Annotated in this window: 20 protein-coding genes and 1 other annotated feature; of the genes, 19 read left to right on the top strand and 1 reads right to left on the bottom strand. The window is 26.9% G+C overall.

The features are described from left to right. Positions 1–2 precede the first annotated feature (2 nt). From BLP75_RS05100 to BLP75_RS05025, 16 genes are all read left to right on the top strand, one after another. Positions 3–587 carry an anthranilate synthase component II gene (locus tag BLP75_RS05100; protein WP_092724463.1) on the top strand — a complete coding sequence of 195 codons (585 nt, stop codon included), beginning with the start codon at positions 3–5 and terminating at the stop codon, positions 585–587. Next, positions 587–1936 carry an aminodeoxychorismate synthase component I gene (gene pabB / locus BLP75_RS05095; RefSeq protein WP_092724461.1) on the top strand — a complete coding sequence of 450 codons (1350 nt, stop codon included), beginning with the start codon at positions 587–589 and terminating at the stop codon, positions 1934–1936. The genes BLP75_RS05100 and pabB overlap by 1 nt, the downstream gene beginning before the upstream one ends. Beyond that, positions 1926–2669 (top strand): aminotransferase class IV, encoded by a 744-nt coding sequence (locus BLP75_RS05090; protein ID WP_092724459.1) that lies wholly within the window; start codon positions 1926–1928, stop codon positions 2667–2669. The genes pabB and BLP75_RS05090 overlap by 11 nt, the downstream gene beginning before the upstream one ends. Positions 2670–2724: 55 nt before the next feature. Next, on the top strand, positions 2725–3426 hold the full coding sequence (locus tag BLP75_RS05085) for a hypothetical protein (RefSeq protein WP_092724457.1): 702 nt from the start codon (positions 2725–2727) through the stop codon (positions 3424–3426). Between the two features lie 16 nt (positions 3427–3442). After that, positions 3443–4015 carry a GTP cyclohydrolase I FolE gene (gene folE / locus BLP75_RS05080; RefSeq protein WP_092724455.1) on the top strand — a complete coding sequence of 191 codons (573 nt, stop codon included), beginning with the start codon at positions 3443–3445 and terminating at the stop codon, positions 4013–4015. Positions 4016–4031: 16 nt separating this feature from the next. After that, positions 4032–4823 (top strand): dihydropteroate synthase, encoded by a 792-nt coding sequence (gene folP, locus BLP75_RS05075; protein ID WP_092724453.1) that lies wholly within the window; start codon positions 4032–4034, stop codon positions 4821–4823. Positions 4824–4832: 9 nt separating this feature from the next. Next, the gene (gene folB / locus BLP75_RS05070; protein ID WP_092724451.1) at positions 4833–5198 is read left to right on the top strand and encodes a dihydroneopterin aldolase; all 366 of its coding nucleotides are present in this window, start codon (positions 4833–4835) and stop codon (positions 5196–5198) included. Next, on the top strand, positions 5191–5697 hold the full coding sequence (gene folK, locus BLP75_RS05065) for a 2-amino-4-hydroxy-6-hydroxymethyldihydropteridine diphosphokinase (protein WP_092724449.1): 507 nt from the start codon (positions 5191–5193) through the stop codon (positions 5695–5697). The genes folB and folK overlap by 8 nt, the downstream gene beginning before the upstream one ends. Next, entirely contained in the window at positions 5678–6466 is a 789-nt protein-coding gene (aroF, locus tag BLP75_RS05060; protein WP_092724712.1) for a 3-deoxy-7-phosphoheptulonate synthase, read from the top strand. The genes folK and aroF overlap by 20 nt, the downstream gene beginning before the upstream one ends. A gap of 436 nt (positions 6467–6902) precedes the next feature. Then, complete coding sequence (dnaG, locus tag BLP75_RS05055; protein WP_092724447.1) at positions 6903–8711, top strand: DNA primase; 1809 nt, start codon at positions 6903–6905, stop codon at positions 8709–8711. 17 nt (positions 8712–8728) lie between these two features. Further along, positions 8729–9892, top strand: coding sequence for an RNA polymerase sigma factor RpoD (gene rpoD / locus BLP75_RS05050; RefSeq protein WP_092724445.1), 1164 nt, complete (start codon positions 8729–8731; stop codon positions 9890–9892). Positions 9893–10019: 127 nt separating this feature from the next. Then, entirely contained in the window at positions 10020–10706 is a 687-nt protein-coding gene (locus BLP75_RS05045; RefSeq protein ID WP_092724443.1) for a tRNA (adenine(22)-N(1))-methyltransferase, read from the top strand. A gap of 21 nt (positions 10707–10727) precedes the next feature. After that, positions 10728–11825, top strand: coding sequence for a Nif3-like dinuclear metal center hexameric protein (locus tag BLP75_RS05040; protein WP_092724441.1), 1098 nt, complete (start codon positions 10728–10730; stop codon positions 11823–11825). A gap of 93 nt (positions 11826–11918) precedes the next feature. Then, positions 11919–12167, top strand: a binding site (T-box leader). Between the two features lie 132 nt (positions 12168–12299). Further along, on the top strand, positions 12300–12863 hold the full coding sequence (locus BLP75_RS05035) for a tryptophan transporter (RefSeq protein ID WP_092724439.1): 564 nt from the start codon (positions 12300–12302) through the stop codon (positions 12861–12863). Positions 12864–12956: 93 nt separating this feature from the next. After that, a complete protein-coding gene (locus BLP75_RS05030) occupies positions 12957–14297 on the top strand; it encodes an MATE family efflux transporter (RefSeq protein WP_092724437.1) in 1341 nt (446 codons plus the stop codon). A gap of 110 nt (positions 14298–14407) precedes the next feature. Next, positions 14408–16762, top strand: a complete 2355-nt coding sequence (locus tag BLP75_RS05025; RefSeq protein WP_092724436.1) for an ATP-dependent DNA helicase — start codon at positions 14408–14410, stop codon at positions 16760–16762. A gap of 89 nt (positions 16763–16851) precedes the next feature. Here the strand turns inward: BLP75_RS05025 and BLP75_RS05020 are convergent, their stop codons facing one another. Then, positions 16852–17163 carry a phage holin gene (locus BLP75_RS05020; protein ID WP_092724434.1) on the bottom strand — a complete coding sequence of 104 codons (312 nt, stop codon included), beginning with the start codon at positions 17161–17163 and terminating at the stop codon, positions 16852–16854. A 120-nt stretch (positions 17164–17283) separates the two neighbouring features. Between BLP75_RS05020 and BLP75_RS05015 the strand changes: the two genes are divergently transcribed. The 3 genes from BLP75_RS05015 to speD all read left to right on the top strand — a co-directional run bounded on the left by BLP75_RS05015 (position 17284) and on the right by speD (position 20053). Continuing rightward, positions 17284–17715 carry a hypothetical protein gene (locus tag BLP75_RS05015; protein ID WP_092724432.1) on the top strand — a complete coding sequence of 144 codons (432 nt, stop codon included), beginning with the start codon at positions 17284–17286 and terminating at the stop codon, positions 17713–17715. A gap of 411 nt (positions 17716–18126) precedes the next feature. Next, positions 18127–19617, top strand: coding sequence for an aminotransferase class I/II-fold pyridoxal phosphate-dependent enzyme (locus tag BLP75_RS05010; protein WP_242872381.1), 1491 nt, complete (start codon positions 18127–18129; stop codon positions 19615–19617). Between the two features lie 22 nt (positions 19618–19639). Then, positions 19640–20053: an adenosylmethionine decarboxylase gene (gene speD / locus BLP75_RS05005; protein WP_092724430.1), complete on the top strand. Its 414-nt coding sequence runs from the start codon at positions 19640–19642 to the stop codon at positions 20051–20053. The last annotated feature ends 86 nt before the right edge of the window (positions 20054–20139 follow it).

The raw sequence follows: 20139 nt of genomic DNA, 5'->3' as shown, positions 1-20139 counted from the left end.
AAATGATCCTTATGATTGACAATTATGATTCATTTGTTTACAACTTAGTTCAGTATATAGGAGAGCTAGGAGAAGAAATAATAGTAAAAAGAAACAATGAGATAACTCTAGAAGAAATAGAAAGTTTAGACCCGGAAATAATAGTTTTATCACCAGGTCCATGTTCTCCAAATGAGGCGGGCATATGTATAGATGTAGTAAATAAGTTTAAAGATAAAAAACCTATTTTAGGTATTTGTTTAGGCCACCAAACAATAGGACATGTATTTGGAGGAAATGTCATAAAAGCTAAAAAGCCAGTACATGGAAAAGTACATAGTATCAAACATTCTAATAAGGGTGTATTTGAGGGATTAAACAATCCGCTAAATGTGACTAGGTATCACTCTTTAGTTATTGATTTAGAAAGTTTACCACAAGATTTAGAAGTAACAGCTCTTACTAATGAAAATGAAATAATGGGTATTAGACATAAAAAGTATATGATAGAAGGTGTACAATTCCATCCAGAGGCTATTTTGTCAGAGCAAGGACATGATATACTTAAAAATTTCATAAATCAAGCTAGAGAGGGGATAAACAAATAATGATAAGACAAATAAATACTAAATTAAATTCATTTGAAATTTTTACAATATTTAAAGATGAAGAGAACAGTTTTATATTAGATAGTGCAATGGATGCGAAAAAGCTAGGGAGATACTCTTTTATAAGTAGTAACCCTTTTAAAGTTTTAAAATATAAGAATGCACAAAAAAATCCACTTGATGATTTAAAAAAAGAATTAAGTAAATATAAGGTAGAAAATAAAAGCTTTCTTCCATTTATAGGTGGAGCAGTTGGTTATTTATCTTATGATTTAGGAAATTATATGGAAAAACTTCCAAGAACAGCAGTAGATGATACAAATGTATATGATTTATATTTTGGTTTGTATAATTGGGTGATAGTAGTTGATCACTTAGAAAATAAAACATATATAGCTACTCCTGATTTAGATGTACATAATGAAGAAATATTAGCTAAAAAAGTAGAAAAAAGAATCCAAGATGCCCAGCTAAATGGAATTGACAATATTTGTTATGAAGAAAAAGACGTAGAGCCTATAAAGTTAAAATCAAATTTTACAAAAATACAATTTGAAGATGCAGTTAGAAAAGTACAAAATTATATAAGACAAGGTGATATATATCAAGCTAATTTAACTCAAAGATTTAGTGGCAAAACACCTCTAACAAGTTATGAACTTTATAGAGATTTAAGAAAGTTTAGTCCTGCACCATTTGGAGCATTTTTAAATTTTGAAGACAGTAAAATACTTTCAAATTCACCAGAAAGGTTTATAAAGTGCATAGATAGAAAGGTGGAAACTAGGCCGATAAAAGGAACTAGACCAAGAGGTAAAACTATAGAAGAAGATTTAAAGCTTCAAGAAGAACTGAAAAATAGTGAAAAAGATAGAGCTGAGTTGCTTATGATAGTAGATTTAGAGAGAAATGATATAGGGAGAATATCTAAAATTGGAAGTGTTAAAGTTCCAGAATTATTTGTGATAGAGCCTTATGCAAATGTAAACCATTTAGTAGCTACTGTTGTTGGAGAATTAGATGATAAAAATGATAGTATAGATGCAATAAAAGCTACGTTCCCTGGAGGGTCTATAACAGGAGCTCCTAAGATTAGATCTATGGAGATTATAGATGAACTAGAACCTACTCAAAGAAATGTGTACACAGGATCTATAGGTTATATAGGATTTAATGGAGATATGGATTTAAATATAGCTATAAGAACTATAATTAAACAAAAAGAAGATGTATATTTCCAAGTTGGTGGAGGAATGACTTGGGATTCAAATCCTGAGGATGAATATCAAGAAACTTTAGATAAGGCAAAATCTATAATGAAAGCATTAAGAGGATACTATGAAGAATAACATATCTTTTGAAAGTAGTTTAGCCAAATTTGGAATAGGATTATTTGAAACTATCAAAGTTATTGATACACCTATAGATATAGAATTTCACTTAGAGAGAATGTTTAAATCTATTGAGAAGTTAGAGTTTAACTTTAACTTCTCTAAAGATTTTTTGAAAAATAATATTTTAAATTATATAACTGAAAATAAAATAAGCAATAAAGCGTTAAGACTAACTGTATTTGATGAGGGTTTTAATATTTCAACAAGAGATATACCTTATACACAAAAGCATTATGAAGACGGATTTAGATTAAACATATCTCCTATAAGAAGAGGGAATAGTGAAATTAATAGACATAAAACAACTAATTATTATGAAAATATTTATACAAAAAAAAATGCAACTAGTAATGGCTATGATGATGGGATATTTTTGGATTCAAAAGATACAGTATTAGAGTGTTCTATGAGTAATATATTTTTTATCAAGAATAAAGAAATATTTACACCATGTTCTAAATTACCTATATTAAATGGAACCAAAAAAAGAAGGATTATAGAGATTTGTGACGAATTAAATATACAAATAGAGGAAAGAGAAATAAAGTTAGAAGATATAAAAAACTTTGACTTTGTTTTTGTTAGCAATAGTCTTATGGGGGTAATGAAAGTTGTACAAATAGAGTCTATAAAATATCAAAAACAAAATGAAATTTATACCAAAATATCTAAACTTATAAATACTTAAAGTTAATGTCCTATTTTTATATGGATTTTAAATTAAAAAATAATGGAGAGATTAAATGGAAAATAGGATTTACAAAATTTATAAAAAAGAAATAGAAAATATAAAATCTAATGAAAATGTTAAAGCAATATTTTTAGTTGGATCATCAAAAAATGTTAACCTAAATAATAAAGAAGTTAAAGTTAATGACATTGATATATTTGTTATAAAAGCATCAAAATACTTACAAGTTAGAGAAGTTAAAAATATAGAGGGAATAGAGTTTGATATTAATTATTTTTCAAAAACAGGGATTGAAAAATTTATAGAAGACAGAGAATACTTTTTCTTAAAAGAAATGTCAAACCCAAAAATTATTTATAACGAGTTAGAAAATATTGATGCTATTATAAAAAGATGTAAAGATGCTTTTGACGAAGGTCCTTTAGAATTATCGGAAAGTGAGAAAATTTTTATAAAAAATGATATTAAATCTAAAATAGACAGATTAAAAAATCATGAAAAACTAGAAAAGTATGAATATGAGTTTTTGACGAATTTATATTTAAAAGATATAATAGTTGGGTATTTTAGTATAAATAGAAAATGGGTGCCTAAAGATAAAAAGATAATAAAAACCTTAAAAATAGAAGACTCTAAATTATTTGATTTAGTTCAAAATGTACAAAAATATTATAAGTATGAAGATTTACTAACAGTTTATGAATATATATTTAAAAATATAAACGTAAGCAAAAACATAAAAATAACTTACTAATCAAGGGGGCAAACCAATGAGCAAGGTAGATAAAGACAAAATAAAAAATGCAGTAAGAGATATATTAGAAGCAATCGGAGAAGATCCAGATAGAGAGGGATTAATAGGAACTCCAGATAGGGTAGCTAGAATGTATGAAGAGATATTTGCAGGACTTCATCAAGACCCAAGTGAACATTTAAAAGTTATATTCCAAGATGAAAGTCATGAAGAACTAGTTTTAGTAAGGGATATTCCTTTTTATTCATGCTGTGAACATCATATAGTTCCATTTTTCGGAAAAGCTCATATAGCATATATACCTAAAGATGGAAAGTTAACTGGCCTTTCGAAATTAGCTAGAGTAGTAGAAACTTTTGCAAAAAGACCGCAGTTACAAGAAAGAATAACAAAAGGTGTTGCAGATATAATAATGAAAGAACTTGAACCTTATGGTGTTATAGTTGTTGTTGAAGCAGAACATATGTGCATGACAATGAGAGGTGTTAAAAAACCAGGGTCAAAGACTACAACATCTGCAGTTAGAGGTATATTTGAAAAAGACATAGCTGCAAGAGCTGAGGCTATGAGTTTAATAACTATGAGATAAATAGGAGACTAAATAGATGTTTGAATATGGAAAAAAGACTTATATAATGGGAATATTAAATGTTACACCAGATAGTTTTTCTGATGGTGGAGATTTTAGTGAGGTAGAAAAAGCTTTAAAACATGCTAAAGAGATGATAAATGATGGTGCAGATATAATCGACTTAGGAGGCGAATCTACTAGACCAGGTCACAAATATGTGGATGCAAATGAAGAATTAAAAAGAGTTGTACCTGTTATAAAGAAACTTAAAGAAGAAATAAATGTTCCTATATCTGTAGATACATACAAATCTGAAGTTGCTGAAGCATCTTTAGCATTAGGTGTAGAAATGATAAATGATGTATGGGGACTTAGAAGAGATAAAAATATGGCTAGTGTAATAGCTAAACATGATGGTTATGTTTGTATAATGCATAATCAGGATACAACAGAATATGATAAAGATATAATGGAAAGTATAAAAGAATTTTTATTAGAAAGTATTAAAATCGGGTTAGACGCTGGTATCAAAAAAGAAAAAATAATGATAGATCCAGGTATAGGATTTGGTAAGACTTTTGAACAAAATTTAGAGGTCTTAAGAAGACTAAGTGAACTAAATGATTTAGGATATCCTATATTGCTAGGAACTTCTAGAAAGTCTGTAATAGGAAATGTTCTAAATGTAGAACCTAAAGAGAGAGTAGAAGGAACTATTGCAACTACGGTTTTAGGAATTAGAGATGGTGTTGATGTTGTAAGAGTACACGATATAAAAGAAAACATCAGAGCTGCTAAAATGGCTGATGCAATATATAGAGGATAGAGGTAAATTATGGACAAAATATTAATGCAAAACCTTGGGTTTTACGGATACCATGGACTTTTAAAAGAAGAAGGCGTATTAGGTCAAAAGTTCTTTTTAGATATAGAATTAAATGTTGACACTAAAGAAGCTGGACTAACTGATGATATGACAAAGTCAGTTAGTTATGCAGATGTTTACGATGTTGTTAAAAATATAGTTGAAACTAAAAGATTTAATTTATTAGAGGCATTAGCTGAAAATATAGCAAAAGAAGTACTTATTAAATTTGATTTAGTAAAAGGCATAATGGTAAGAGTAAAAAAACCAGAAGCTCCAGTAAATGGAATTTATGACTACTTTGGAGTTGAAATAAGGAGAGCTAAAGATGAATAAAGTTTATTTAGGTCTTGGAACAAACATGGGAGATAGAATTGAATATCTTTACAGTGCTTGTGAAATTTTAAATAAAAATGAAAGCATAAGTATAACTAAAAAGTCAAAAATATATGAAACAAAGGCCTGGGGATATACTGATCAAGCTGATTTTTTAAATATGTGTATAGAAATTGAAACTGATTTAAATACATATGATTTATTAAGTTTATGCCAAGAAGTGGAAAAAACTTTAAATAGAGAAAGAATAATAAGGTGGGGACCAAGAACTATAGATGTTGATATATTATTTTTTAATGATATAATAATAAACGACGAAAATTTATCTATACCTCACCCAAGGATAAGTGAAAGAGCCTTTGTTCTTGTGCCTCTTATGGATTTAAACTCTAAATTAGAAATAAAAGGAACAACTATAGAGAATTATTTAAATTCTTTAACTTGTGAGGAAAGAGAACAAGTAAAGGAGTATATAAATGATGAAAAAGAACATATTTAATGATACTTTAAAGTTTGAAATAAATGTATCTGAAGATAAAAAACTAATAATAAAAGAAGATACTCTTGTAATGGCAGGCCCATGTGCTATAGAAAGTTATGAACAATTATTAGAGACAGCGAAGTTTGTAAAAAGTCAAGGTGCAAATATATTAAGAGGTGGAGCGTACAAACCAAGAACATCTCCTAATTCGTTCCAAGGCTTAAAAGAAGAAGGCCTAGAAATATTGAAAGCTGTAAAGAAAGAAACTGGATTACCTGTTATAACAGAGCTTATGGATGCAAGAGAACTAGACAAGTTGTATGAAGTTGCAGATATTATTCAAATCGGATCAAGAAATATGCAAAACTTTACATTATTAACTGAGGTCGGTAAACAAGATAAGCCTGTGATGTTAAAAAGAGGAATATCTGCTAGCATAAGTGAATGGATTGGAGCTGCAGAATATATAGCAGTAGGAGGAAATCAAAATATTATAATGTGTGAAAGAGGTATAAGAACATACAATGATTACACTAGAAATACGCTTGATTTAGCTGCTGTACCTATAATACAAAAAGAAACAGGGCTACCGGTTATAGTAGATCCATCTCATGCTACTGGTGTTAGATATTTAGTAAAGCCTATGTCTATTGCAGCATTAGCCGCTGGTGCAGATGGTATAATGGTGGAAGTTCATCCAGATCCTGTAAATGCATTATCTGATGGAATGCAATCACTTCATTTTAATGAATTTGAAGATTTAATGAAATCTATAAATATAAAATAAAAAAGAGGTTATTAACCTCTTTTTTTATTTTTAATAAAAGTTAATCTAAATTAGATTTTATTATAAAATTGCTTATAAATTAAATAATTATGAATAAATAAAAAAATTATTAAAATATAAAAAAAGAGGGTAATTATAATTAAAATCGGTAAAATTAATAAAAATAGATAAATATCAAGTGTTAAAATTTTCCATTTTTATACTTGATATTTAAAAATTTTATATAAAAAAATAATAATTATATAGAAAAGTATTAATTGTTGAAAAATTTGTAAATAATTAATAGAGATAATAAATTAATAAAAAATAATAAAAATTTTAATTTTAAGAAGGATATTAACAAAAAAAGTCGAATTCTGTATAATGACTATTTGACAAATCTTGAATATAATGTAAAATAGAAATGTTAGAAAAAATTACACCAGAAGGTGATAATATGAATGATATAAAAGAAATAATAGATGAAATAAAAAGTAGATGCGACATAGTTAGCACAATATCCCAGTATATAGAGGTCAAACAATCTGGGGCGAATTATAAAGGATTATGTCCTTTCCATGGTGAAAAAACACCATCATTTTACATAAACACCTCTAAACAGATATATAAATGCTTTGGATGTGGAGAAGGTGGAGATGTAATAAATTTTGTCATGAAAATGGAAAATTTAGAGTTTATGGATGCTGTAAAATTGTTAGCGAAAAGGTATGGAATAGAAATCAATACTAATATGGATAATGAATCTAGAATTAGAATGGAAAAAATAAAAAGATTTCAAGATATACATGTAGAAGCTGCTAGATTTTATTTGGCTAATTTGTTAACTAGCAAAAATTATGGCTATGAATATCTTAGAAAAAGAGGATTAGATGATAAAATTATAAAAAAATTTGGATTAGGATATTCACTAGATTCATGGAATGCTCTTATGGAGCACTTAACTTCAAAAGGTCATACTAAGGAAGAGTTAATAGAGTGTGGGTTAATAAATCATAAGCTTGAAAGTAATAAATTTTATGACAAATTTAGAAATAGAGTAATGTTTCCTATATTTGATTATAGGGGTAATGTAATAGGCTTTGGTGGAAGAGTTTTAGATGATTCTATGCCAAAGTATTTAAATTCTCCAGATACTTTAATATTTAATAAGAGACAAAATTTATATGGACTAAATTTTGCTAGAAAAGAAATTAAAGATAGAACTATAGTTTTAGTAGAAGGATACATGGACTTAATATCTATTTATCAATATGGAATAAAAAATGTAGTAGCTACACTAGGAACAGCCTTGACAGAACAACAAGGAATGTTAATTAAACGATATGCGGATACTGCTATTATATCTTATGATTCAGATGAAGCAGGTATAAAAGCAACACTAAGAGCTATAGAAATTCTAAGTAAATTAGGTATTAGTGTTAAAATTTTAAATTTAAAAGATAGCAAAGATCCAGATGAATTTATTAGAAAATATGGATTAAATGAATTTAAAAAGGCTATGGACACTTCTACCCATCAAATAAAATATAAAATAGACAATCTTAAACGTAGTTTTGATATTCATAAGGATGAAGATAGAGTAAAGTTTGCTAAAGAAGCATCTAAAATAATAAAGGAATTAAAAAGTGCTGTTGAGATTGATTATTATACAAAGTATTTATCAAATCAAATCGATATAAGTGTAGAATCTATAAAAAGAGAAGTATATGGAAAAAATTATAATAAACTAAATAACAGTTATAAAAAATTTGATAAAAACAAAAAAGAAGAAAAAATAATTGAAAAACCAAAAACAATTACTAATGGAGAAAAAGTAGTTGAAGAAAATCTTATAAAAATCATATTAGAAGATAAGAAATTAAGAGATTTAATCTTATTAAAAGTTGATGAGAATGATTTTATATTAGAAGAAAGTAAAGAAATTTTAAATTACATAATTAAAAATAAAGAATTGGACAAAATAACTATTGACAAAATAGAAAGTTTAAATATATCCGAAGAATACCTGAAAGATTTAAAAAGTATATCTTTAGACAGTATGAACTTAGATAATGTCAAAAGTATTGATGAAATAATAAAAAATGTAAAGAAAAATACACTTCATGAAAAAATGAATAGATTGTTAGAAGAACAAAAGACACTTGAAAATAACAAAAATATTAATGACGCGAAAGAGGTAGATGGTAAGATTATGGAAATTGCTTTAAAAATCGTGGAAATAAGAAGAATGTTACAAAGGTTATAAAGAAGGGAGGTCTAAGTGTGGAAAAGAAAAATAATAAAAAAGAATTGAAAAGAGTTACGGCTAAGAGTTTAATAGAAAAAGGAAAAAAACAAGGATCTCTTACTCTTGGAGAAATAATGGAAGCTTTCTCTGAAACAGAATTAGATAAAGACCAAATAGAAAATTTATATGAAACTTTAGGTAATTTAGGTATCGAAGTAACTGAAACTAAAACGGAAAAAGTTGAAATAGATTTTTCTGCAGATGATGATTTAGATTTAGACTCTTTAGAAGAGGGTGTAGAAGATGAATTATCTAAAGAAGATGCACCTATGGAATTAGAAGCTATAGATTTATCACTTCCAAAAGGAATAAGTATAGATGACCCGGTTAGAATGTATTTAAAAGAAATAGGTAAAATTCCACTACTTAAACCGCATGAAGAGGTAGAATTAGCTAGAAGAATGAATGAGGGCGATGAATTAGCTAAACAAAGATTAGTAGAAGCAAACTTAAGACTTGTTGTAAGTATAGCTAAAAGATATGTAGGAAGAGGTATGCTTTTCTTAGATTTAATTCAAGAAGGTAACTTAGGTCTTATAAAGGCTGTTGAGAAGTTCGATTATGAAAAAGGATTTAAGTTTAGTACTTATGCTACATGGTGGATAAGACAAGCTATAACTCGTGCTATAGCAGACCAAGCTAGAACTATAAGAATACCAGTACACATGGTAGAAACTATAAATAAATTAATTAGAGTTTCTAGACAATTACTTCAAGAGCTAGGAAGAGATCCTAAGCCTGAAGAAATCGCTAAAGAAATGGAAATGACAGAAGATAAAGTAAGAGAAATAATGAAAATTGCTCAAGATCCTGTATCATTAGAAACTCCAATAGGAGAAGAAGAAGATAGCCACTTAGGTGATTTTATACCGGATGACGATGCACCAGCTCCAGCAGAAGCTGCAGCATATTCTTTATTAAAAGAACAAATAGAAGATGTTTTAGGTTCTTTAAATGAAAGAGAGCAAAAAGTATTAAAATTAAGATTTGGACTTGAAGATGGAAGGGCTAGAACTCTTGAAGAAGTAGGTAAAGAGTTTGATGTAACTAGAGAAAGAATAAGACAAATAGAAGCTAAGGCTTTAAGAAAATTAAGACATCCAAGTAGATCTAAAAAACTTAGAGATTACTTAGATTAATGATAAATAAAAAATTCGCCTTTATAATAAGGCGAATTTTTTATAATTCCAAATATAGCTGCTTATAAATGAGAAATAATATATGTATGTATTTTAGTAATACGCCATAAGTGAAAGGATGAAAAAATTGAAATTAACAGATAGATTATTAAAGATAGCATCATTAGTAACAAAAGGAAAAAAAGTTGCGGATATAGGTACAGATCATGGATATATACCTGTATATTTATTAAATAAAGGTGACATAGATTATGCTATACTTGCTGATGTAAATAAAGGACCTTTAGAAAATGCAAAAAAAGAAGTAAGACATAATGGATTAATGGATAAGGTTGATTTAAGATTAGGATCAGGTATAGAAGTACTAGAAAAAAATGAAGTAGATGAAATTATAATTGCTGGAATGGGTGGTATTTTAATAAGTGAGTTATTAGAGGCTAAAAAAGAAGTAGCACATAGTTTAGATAAATTAATACTACAACCAATGCAAGCTCAGAATGAACTAAGAAAATATTTACTAAATAATGGGTATGAAATACTGGATGAAGTGTTAGTGAAAGAAGATTTTAGATTATATGAAATAATAATAGCGAAATACACATCTAAGAACACTCAAGTTGAAGACGAAATATTTTATGAAGTTGGGAAAAAGCTAATCGAAAATAAAGATCCTTTATTAAATGAATTTATAGACAAAAAGATATTTATGTATAACTCGATAATCAAAAAAATAGAGGATAAAGCAGGCGAAAGTATAAATAAGAAAATCAAAGAAAGTAAAATAGCAATAGAAAAATTAGAAAAGTTAAAATAATATAATAAAGGGGATGTTATTATGAATTTAAAAAGTTTTATAAAGAAAGTAGAACAAAAATATCCTTTAGGCTTAGCTTATGATTGGGATAATGTAGGTCTTTTGGTAGGTGACTTTGATATGGATATCAAGAAGATTTTAGTAGTTCTTGAAGCGAATGAAAAAGTTATAGATGAAGCTATATCAAAAGATGTAGATCTTATAGTAACTCACCACCCATTTATATTTAAAAAAATGAACAAAATAAACACATCAGATCTAAAAGGAAAGTTAATTCATAAACTCATAAAAAATGATATAGCATTATATTCGATGCATACCAATTTTGATATAGCATTCGAAGGGCTTAATGATTATTTTATGGAAATTATAGGGATAGAAGAAACGAAGGTATTAGACATAACGAGCAGTGAAGTGTTATATAAATTAGCTGTATATGTACCGACTACTCATGTAGAAAAGGTAAAGGAAAGTTTGGCTAAAGCTGGTGCAGGCCATATAGGAAATTACAGTAATTGTAGTTTTAGTACGCAGGGGATAGGCAACTTTAAGCCTTTAGAAGGCACTAATCCATATATAGGACAAATAGGTGAAGTAGAGTCTGTAGAAGAAGTTAAAATTGAAACGATAGTACCACAGAGGGTATTAGGAGGAGTTATCAATTCTATGCTAAATGCTCATCCATATGAAGAAGTTGCATATGATATATACAAGCTTGAAAATAAAGGTAAAATATATGGGTTAGGTAGAATTGGAAAATTAGATAGCACTATTAATTTAAAAGAGTTATGCAATAATATAAAGAAAAAACTAAATATGTCGCATATAAGAGTTGTGGGAGATTTAAATTCTTCTATAAAAAAGGTAGCAGTAGTAACTGGGTCTGGAGCGGATATGATTAAAAAAGCTCAAAGAAGTGGAGCTGATGTTATAATAACTGGTGATGTGAAATATCATGATGCTCAAGATGCATTAGACATGAGTATGAATGTTATAGATTGTGGTCATTTTGATACAGAGGACATATTTAAAGATGTCATGGAAAGATTTTTATGTAATATAGATGAAATTGAAGTTATAAAAAGTGAGATTTATTTAAATCCATTTACGACTATTTAGATTTTATGAACGATATTTAAATTTTTGCATATAATCTTAATATAAAATGATTGACAATATTAAAAATTTACAATATTATAAAATTAATGAAAAATAAATCCTTTGATAAGGGATAGTAGCTAAATGTAGGTTCAAAATAGAGAGCTGAGGGTGGTGGAATCTTAGCAAGAAAAAGTTTAGTGAATGGGCCTTTGAGGAGCAAATCGAAATTTCTTAAAGTAGACTTTGCCGTGTATCGCACGTTATAGCGAATAGGGTATGATAGTACCTGAAAATGAGTGATGTATAGCTATTTTGTTATACATAATTTAGGTGGCAACGCGGATAATCTCCGTCCTATTTATATAGGACGGAGTTTTTTTATTTCCAAATTTATTTCAAAGGTGGTGATAGCTATGGTATGAACACTAGAATCAGAGAAAGAATCATTAGGAGATTGGCGTTTAAAAAATAAAAATATCTGGAGGAATTATAATGAAAACAAATACAAGAAAAATGGTTTTAAATTCAATACTTTTAGCTATGGGATTAATTTTACATCAAATCACACCAGCACTAGGGTTACCAATACAACCTGATATAGCATTAACAATGTTATTTACTATAATGATTTTAAATAAAGAGGATTATAAAAGTTGCTTATTTGCAGGTATAATTACAGGGATTTTTACAGCATTAACAACAAAATTTCCAGCGGGTCAGATACCTAATATAGCAGATAAAATTATAACAGTTAATATAATGTATATGTTTATGTTATTTATGTATAAGCTTTCTTTTATAAAAAAACAAAATGCAAAGAAACAGAACATTATAGTTATAAGTGCTATTTTACCGGTAGGAACACTAATAAGTGGATGTACATTTTTAAGTGTAGCTAAAGTTTTAGTTGGCCTTCCTGGAACATTTACAACACTATTTATGGTAGCAGTTGCTCCAGCTATACTTATAAATCTTATATTTGGAATTTTTTTATTTAAGACGGTAAGTATTTCTATGGCAAGGGTAGGATATAAAAGCGTTAATAGCAAGTATTAAATAATCTATTAAATATAGGATTAATATACTATAAATATCGAGATACTAATACTATAAAGTTTAATATACTAAAAATTTACAAAGGAGCAGTAAATGAGTGATAGAAAAGAAATATTGCTAAATGGAAAAATAGAAAAAATATATTATAAATATTTATTTAATAGTGTATTAGGTATGTTATCAGTATCATTTTGTATATTAGTAGATACTATGTTTATAGGCAGAGGTATAGGCAGTGAAGGGCTTGCAGCTCTTAATATATGTATTCCTATATTTAATATATTTAATGGACTAGGATTGCTATTTGGTATGGGAGGAGCTACAGCACTTAGTATCAGTATTGGGAAAGGTGAAATTGATGAATCACAAAGGGTTTTTACTCAAACTTTAGTAATCTCACTTTTTACAGGTATAATAATTTCTATAGTAGGTGTATTTAATAAAGAACAAATAGGATATTTATTAGGTGCTGATGAAAAAACTATAATACTAGTTAAAGAATATCTAAGTGGGGTTCTTTTTCTAAGTTTTAGTTATATACTATCTCATACAATATCTTCATTTGTGAGAAATGATCACAATCCAAAATTAGCTATGATAGCTACATCCACTGGCGGTATATTAAATATAATATTAGACTATTTATTTATATTTACATTTGGTATGGGAATGAAGGGAGCAGCATTAGCAACATCAATAGCATCTTTAGTAAATGTATCAATACTATGCACTCATTTTGTTTCTAAAAAGTGCAATTTGAAATTTACGAAGTTTAATTTTAGCCTCAAAAGAGTTACAAGAGTTTTAGCTAATGGGGCTCCTAGTTTTATAATTGAATTATCATCTGGTATAGTTATATTTATATTTAACTTATCTCTATTAAAAATGATAGGTGAAGTTGGGGTAAGTGCATATAGTATAATAGCTAATGTAGCATTAGTTGTTGCTGCTATATTCACAGGGATTGCTCAAGCTATACAACCAATAATAAGCATAAATTTTGGTGCAGACAAATATGATAGAGTTGAAAAAGTAAAAAAAATGGCTTTAATAACAGCTTTTATAGTTGGATCTATATTTTATATAACGGGAATTGTATTTCCACAAACTATTGTAAGAATATTTACTAAAGAAAGTGGTGAAATAGTTTTTATAACTATAAATGCAATAAGATATTATTTTATAGCATTTTTAATAATGGGATTAAATATAGTAATGGGAGCATATTATCAGTCTAAAGAATATACAGTAGCATCAAATATTATATCTTTGAGTAGAGGTATTATCTTTCTTATAATAGGAGTTTTAATATTGCCGAGAATATTTGGAGTAAATGGGATTTGGCTAACCGCTGTATTTGCAGAAATGATGACCTTTATATTAACATATGCCTATATTAAAATCAAAAAAATTAAAACTTTAAAATATGAATAAAAATCATAGTTAATACTATGATTTTTTAATTGTAGCGAAACTATATGATTTTTAATTAATTTTTATATATAATAAGATATAAATTAAGAATTAATATATAGAGGTAAAATATGAAAAAGAAAAAAAGAATTTCTATAAGGAATCTTGTAGAGTTTATAATGAAACACGGAAGTATAGATAATACTATTTCAAGCAATATAAAGCCTATAGAAGGAACAAGAGCTCATCAGATGATACAAAAATCATATGATGAAAATTATAGCGCAGAAGTTTCTTTAAAATATGAATTTGAACATAATGATATTAAAATACGAGTAGAAGGAAGAGCAGATGGTATTTTAATAGAAAATAATGAAATTATTATTGATGAGATTAAGACAACACTAAAAGATGTAAATAGCTATAATGATGAAATAAATAATTTACATTTAGCTCAAGTTAAATGTTATGGATATATATATTGTTTTGAAAATCAACTAGATTCTATAACATTACAGTTAACATATTATAATATAGAAAATACAAGTATAAACTATATAAGATATAAGTATAGCAAAGATGAGTTAGAAAAAGATTTTTTATATTTAATAGAAGAATATAAGAAATGGATAGATCTAGAAATGGATTATATTGAAAATAGAAATAATTCTATTGAAAATATGACTTTTCCTTATGATAATTATAGACAGGGTCAAAGAGAGTTAGCCGTATATGTATATAAAAGTGTTATTGAGGGTAAGAAGTGTTTAGCTCAAGCTCCTACTGGAACTGGAAAAACTATATCTACGTTATTTCCTACAATAAAGGCTATGGGTCAAGGTCACACCTCAAAAATTTTTTATATAACTGCTAAAACAATAACTAGAGAAGTATGTGAAAATACAATTAGTATTATGAAAAATAAAGGATTAAATATAAAATACACTACTATAACTGCAAAAGAAAAAGTATGCAAAATGGATGAGGTGAATTGTAATCCTATATACTGTAAATATGCTAATGGGTATTTTGATAGAATTAATAATGCACTAAAAGAAATTTTAGTATCAAAAAATGATTACAGTAGAAATACTATTGAATATCTAAGTGAAAAATACTGCTTATGCCCATTTGAATTAAGTTTAGATTTAGCATTATTCTCAGATGTTGTCATATGTGATTATAATTATGTATTTGATCCTAAAGTAAGTTTAAAAAGATTTTTTGATAATCGCAAAAATGATTTTACAGTTCTTATAGATGAAGCGCATAATTTAGTGGATAGAGCTAGAAATATGTATTCAGCAAGTTTAAGCAAAAAAGATTTTATGGAATTAAAAAAACAAATTAAAGGTAAAGATAAAAAAATTGAAGCTGCTATAAATAAAATAAATTCTTATTTTGTAAAAATAAAAAAGGAACTAGATATAAAAATATCAAAAGATTTACAAAATTATATAGAGTTAGATAAAGAACCAATAGAACTATATACCTTATTAAGAACGTTTATAGAAAAAGTTGATGAATATTTAAGTTTTAATAATGATAAAAATGAGGATTTATTAAATTTATATTTTGATGTATATAGTTTTTTAACTATTGGAGAATTTTATGATGAAAATTTTATAACTCTATTTAGTAAAAAACAAAATGATATAGAAGTAGAAATTAATTGCATAGACCCTTCTAATATAATACAAAATATAATGAAAAAAATAAAATCTACAATAATATTTTCTGCAACGTTAATTCCTAATGAATATTTTCAACATATGTTAGGCATGGAGGAGGATTATTTTATAAGTTTGAAATCTCCTTTTAATGTTGATAATAGAAAAATAATTTTTGGAACTAATATAAATACTACATACAATAAAAGGGTACAAACATCTGATGAAGTTGTTGAGTATATAAAGGCATGCGTAGAAGTTAAAAATGGAAATTATATGGTATTTTTTCCATCGTATGTATATATGAAATTAGTGTTTGATAAAATATGTTTAAAATATCCTAATATATGCTGTGTAGTACAGGAAGATAATATGAGCGAAGATGAAAAAGAGATGTTTTTAAATGGGTTTAATAATCCGAGTGAAGAAACTAGGGTTGGGTTTTGTGTACTTGGAGGACACTTCTCTGAGGGAATTGATTTAACTAGAGATAAGCTTATAGGAGTAATAATAATAGGTGTAGGAATGCCGCAAATTGGGACAGGACGAGATTTAATAAAAAAATATTTTGATAAAAATAATAATAATGGGTTTGATTATGCATATACATACCCAGGGTTTATAAAGGTGTTACAAGCAGCTGGAAGGTGTATAAGAACGACTGAAGATAGAGGTATAATAATGTTATTAGATAGTAGATATAATCAAAAAAAATATCAATATTTGTTTCCTAGAGAATGGTTTCCAAATTCTATTGCAAAAAGTAGTAATCATGTAAAAGAAATATGTGAAGCATTTTGGAATGATAGTAATTAATATAAAAAATCTGTATATATTTATGAAAATATATACAGATTTTTTTCGATTGAAAAAGTAAATTATAATATGAAATATATTTAAAAATATTAATTAGAAGAAGATAGTAATTTTTTTATATCATAAACTGCAGCTTCAATTAGTATTTGTGCTTGATTCTCAGTGATTTTGTTTTGAGTTAACTCTAATAGTTTATTTATAGCTAATTCTTTTTTGTCTATACCAGCTAACTGAGGATTAGATTGTTCTATAGCCATAACTATTTGTTTAGCTATTTGATAGTAGTTAGAAAGTTTCTCATTTCCTATTTTATGTCTTAGAAAATTAACTAAATATCCGCCTCCAACAGTTATAACTAATGTAATTAAACTCAATAATAAATTAAATAATGTTGAATCCATGTTATATTATCTCCTTTCTTATAAAATAGCAAAAAATGTAATTTGAAAATAGTATAATTTTTATTTGAATAATACAAATACTATCAATATAGTATATGACAGTTAAGGAGGAAAAGTACCGTGGTAAAATACTTAGTTAAGAAAAAAATGAAAAAAGAAGCAGAAGAAAAAGGGAAAAAAGCGTTGATATACACAGGTGCAGTATTGACAGGTGTTGGAGCATATTTTTCTTATAGGGCTATAAAAAATCATAAAATTAATAAAGAATTAGAAGAAGAAAGATTTTTAGAAGATAGTGAATATGAAATATATAACTATGAAAATGAAGAAGAAAGTGAATTAGAAGAAAAAGTAAAAGAGTTTAATTCTAGAAGAATAAACTTTGATGATTCGAATCATTCATCTAAAGAAGAATTAGAAAGTTACGTTAAAGAGTCTGAGGAAATTAAAGAAGAAGAAAAAGATGAAATAGCATTAGATAAAGAGATTTACAAAGAAAATGAGTATGATAAATATGATTATTATGAAGAAGATTTATCAAAAGAAAAATAAATAATAAAATAAAAAAGAACTATATTGATATCAATATAGTTCTTTTTTATTTTATTTAAAGAAAAATCAACTTTTATTTAAATTAAAAAATATTAAAATTGCTTACAAAATAAAAAAATAAAATTTGAAATAAAGTTACATATACTAAACTTTCGATAAAATAATATTAACTTAAAGTTAGATATACTAAACAAATTATAAATTAATATAAACTTAAAAAAATAAAATCAAAAAAAACATTAGTACTACAGGGTTTATTGCAAAAATGAAAAAACAAAAAAATAAAAAAAATAGTTGCAAAAAAATAAAAATGAAAATATAATATAAAAGGTAAGTTTAATAATAGTAAATTTAATAAATAGTTATAATAACCTTTGGTTTTAAAATATAGGCTGATAGGGGGGATTTAAATTGCAAGTATGTACAAATCAAGTTGATGAAAATATAGATATTAAGCAATCAGATATACCATTATTGAATAGTTTAAAAAGTTATTCCTTAAGGAATTTATCTTGTTTTGATGTTCCAGGTCATGTTAAAGATCAAGGAGTGGATATTCTAAATTATTATTTAGGAAATCATATTATGAGTATGGATATAAATTCGTCTCCAACAATGGATAACGTTTCAAATCCAAGTGGAATAATAAAACAATCACAAGATCTATTAGCTAAAGCATATGACTGTGATCAAGCTTTTTTTATAACAAATGGAACAACGCAAGCGATACATGCAATGATATTAAGTGTGATAGGGCCAAATGAAAAGATCTTATTACCGAGAAATATACATAAATCAGTTATCAATGCACTAATTTTAAGTGGCGGATGTCCTGTATTTGTACAACCAGAGTTTGATGAGGAATTAGGTATAAGTTTAAATTTAGATGTTAACAAGGTAGAAGAAGAAATAAACAATCATAAAGATATTAAAGCTTTATTTTTATTAAATCCTACATATTATGGAGCTTGCTCAGATTTAAAAAAGATTATAAATATTTGTAAACAAAAAAATATTATTGTGTTGGTAGATGAAGCACATGGAGCTCATTTTCCTTTCAATAAAGAGCTTCCACCATCTGCGATGAGTTTAGGTGCAGACATGTCTGCTGTAAGCATACATAAAACAGGAGGAGCTTTAACTCAAGCATCTGCATTATTATTCAATAAGAAAAATGTAGATATAGGAAAGGTAAGACGAAGTATAAATATGCTACAATCTACATCGGCATCATATCTATTAATGTCAAGTATAGATGGAGCTAGATACAATCTCGAAAAAAACGGTGAAAATCAATTATCAAACGCCCTAAATCTTTCGAGATATGCAAAACATAAATTAAATAAAATTAAAGGTATAAAAGTTATTTCAACAGAGTTAACAAAAAGTGATGGATGCAGATATATAGATGAAACGAAGCTTTGCATTAACACCAAAGGAATAAACTTAACTGGATTTGAAGTTTACGATTTATTATATAGTAAATTTGATATACAAGTTGAATTAGGTGATTTATACAATATATTGGCATTGGTATCTATTGGAACAACAAAATATGATATAGATAAACTAATAAATGCGATAGATACTATTTCTAAAGTATATAAAAAGAATAAGAGCATGAATGCTATAAAATTAAAAGAAATTATGCCTAGTATAGCAATAAACCCTAGAGATGCTTTTTATAAAGAAAAAGAAGCTGTTAAACTAGAATTAAGTTTAAATAGAATAAGCGGAGAGTCTATAATGGCTTATCCTCCAGGAATTCCTATAATTGCACCAGGAGAGATAATAACAAAAGATATTATAGATTATATAAAGATGCTTAAAGATGAAAAGGCTCATTTGACAGATATGAATGATAAAAGTATTGAAACTATACTAGTAATAAAAGACAGATAATTAAATAAGGAGAGTGGTTATTTTGAAGTTTGAGACATTAGGTAGACACATATTAGTAGAGTATTACAACTGTGATGAGGAGATATTAAGGAATCCAAGACTTATAGAAGATTATATGAATGATTCAGCTTTAAATGCAAAGGCAACTATAGTCGATTCAGTATTCCACCATTTTAACCCATGGGGAGTTTCAGGTGCAGTAATAATAGCAGAATCTCATTTAACAATACATACATGGCCAGAGTATGGTTATGCAGCGGCTGATTTCTTTACTTGTGGAGATATAGATCCATGGAAAAGTTTTGAACTATTAGAAGAACTTCTAAAAGCAGAGAAGAGTGAATCTACAGAAATACCAAGAGGTTTAACTACGAAAATTAAAAAATTCGCAAAAAAAGATTTAGGCAAAATTACTCATAAGCCAGAAGCTATATAAATAAAATATACCTAAATAAATAAAAAATAAATAAAATAAATTTGGAATAATATTTTATCATATTTAAAAAAAATAATCAAATTTAT

Origin of the sequence: Romboutsia lituseburensis DSM 797, assembly GCF_900103615.1 — a bacterium.
Lineage (GTDB): Bacteria > Bacillota > Clostridia > Peptostreptococcales > Peptostreptococcaceae > Romboutsia_F > Romboutsia_F lituseburensis.
Note: the sequence above shows the minus strand (reverse complement) of the source record. Positions and strands in the feature narration are given on the sequence as shown.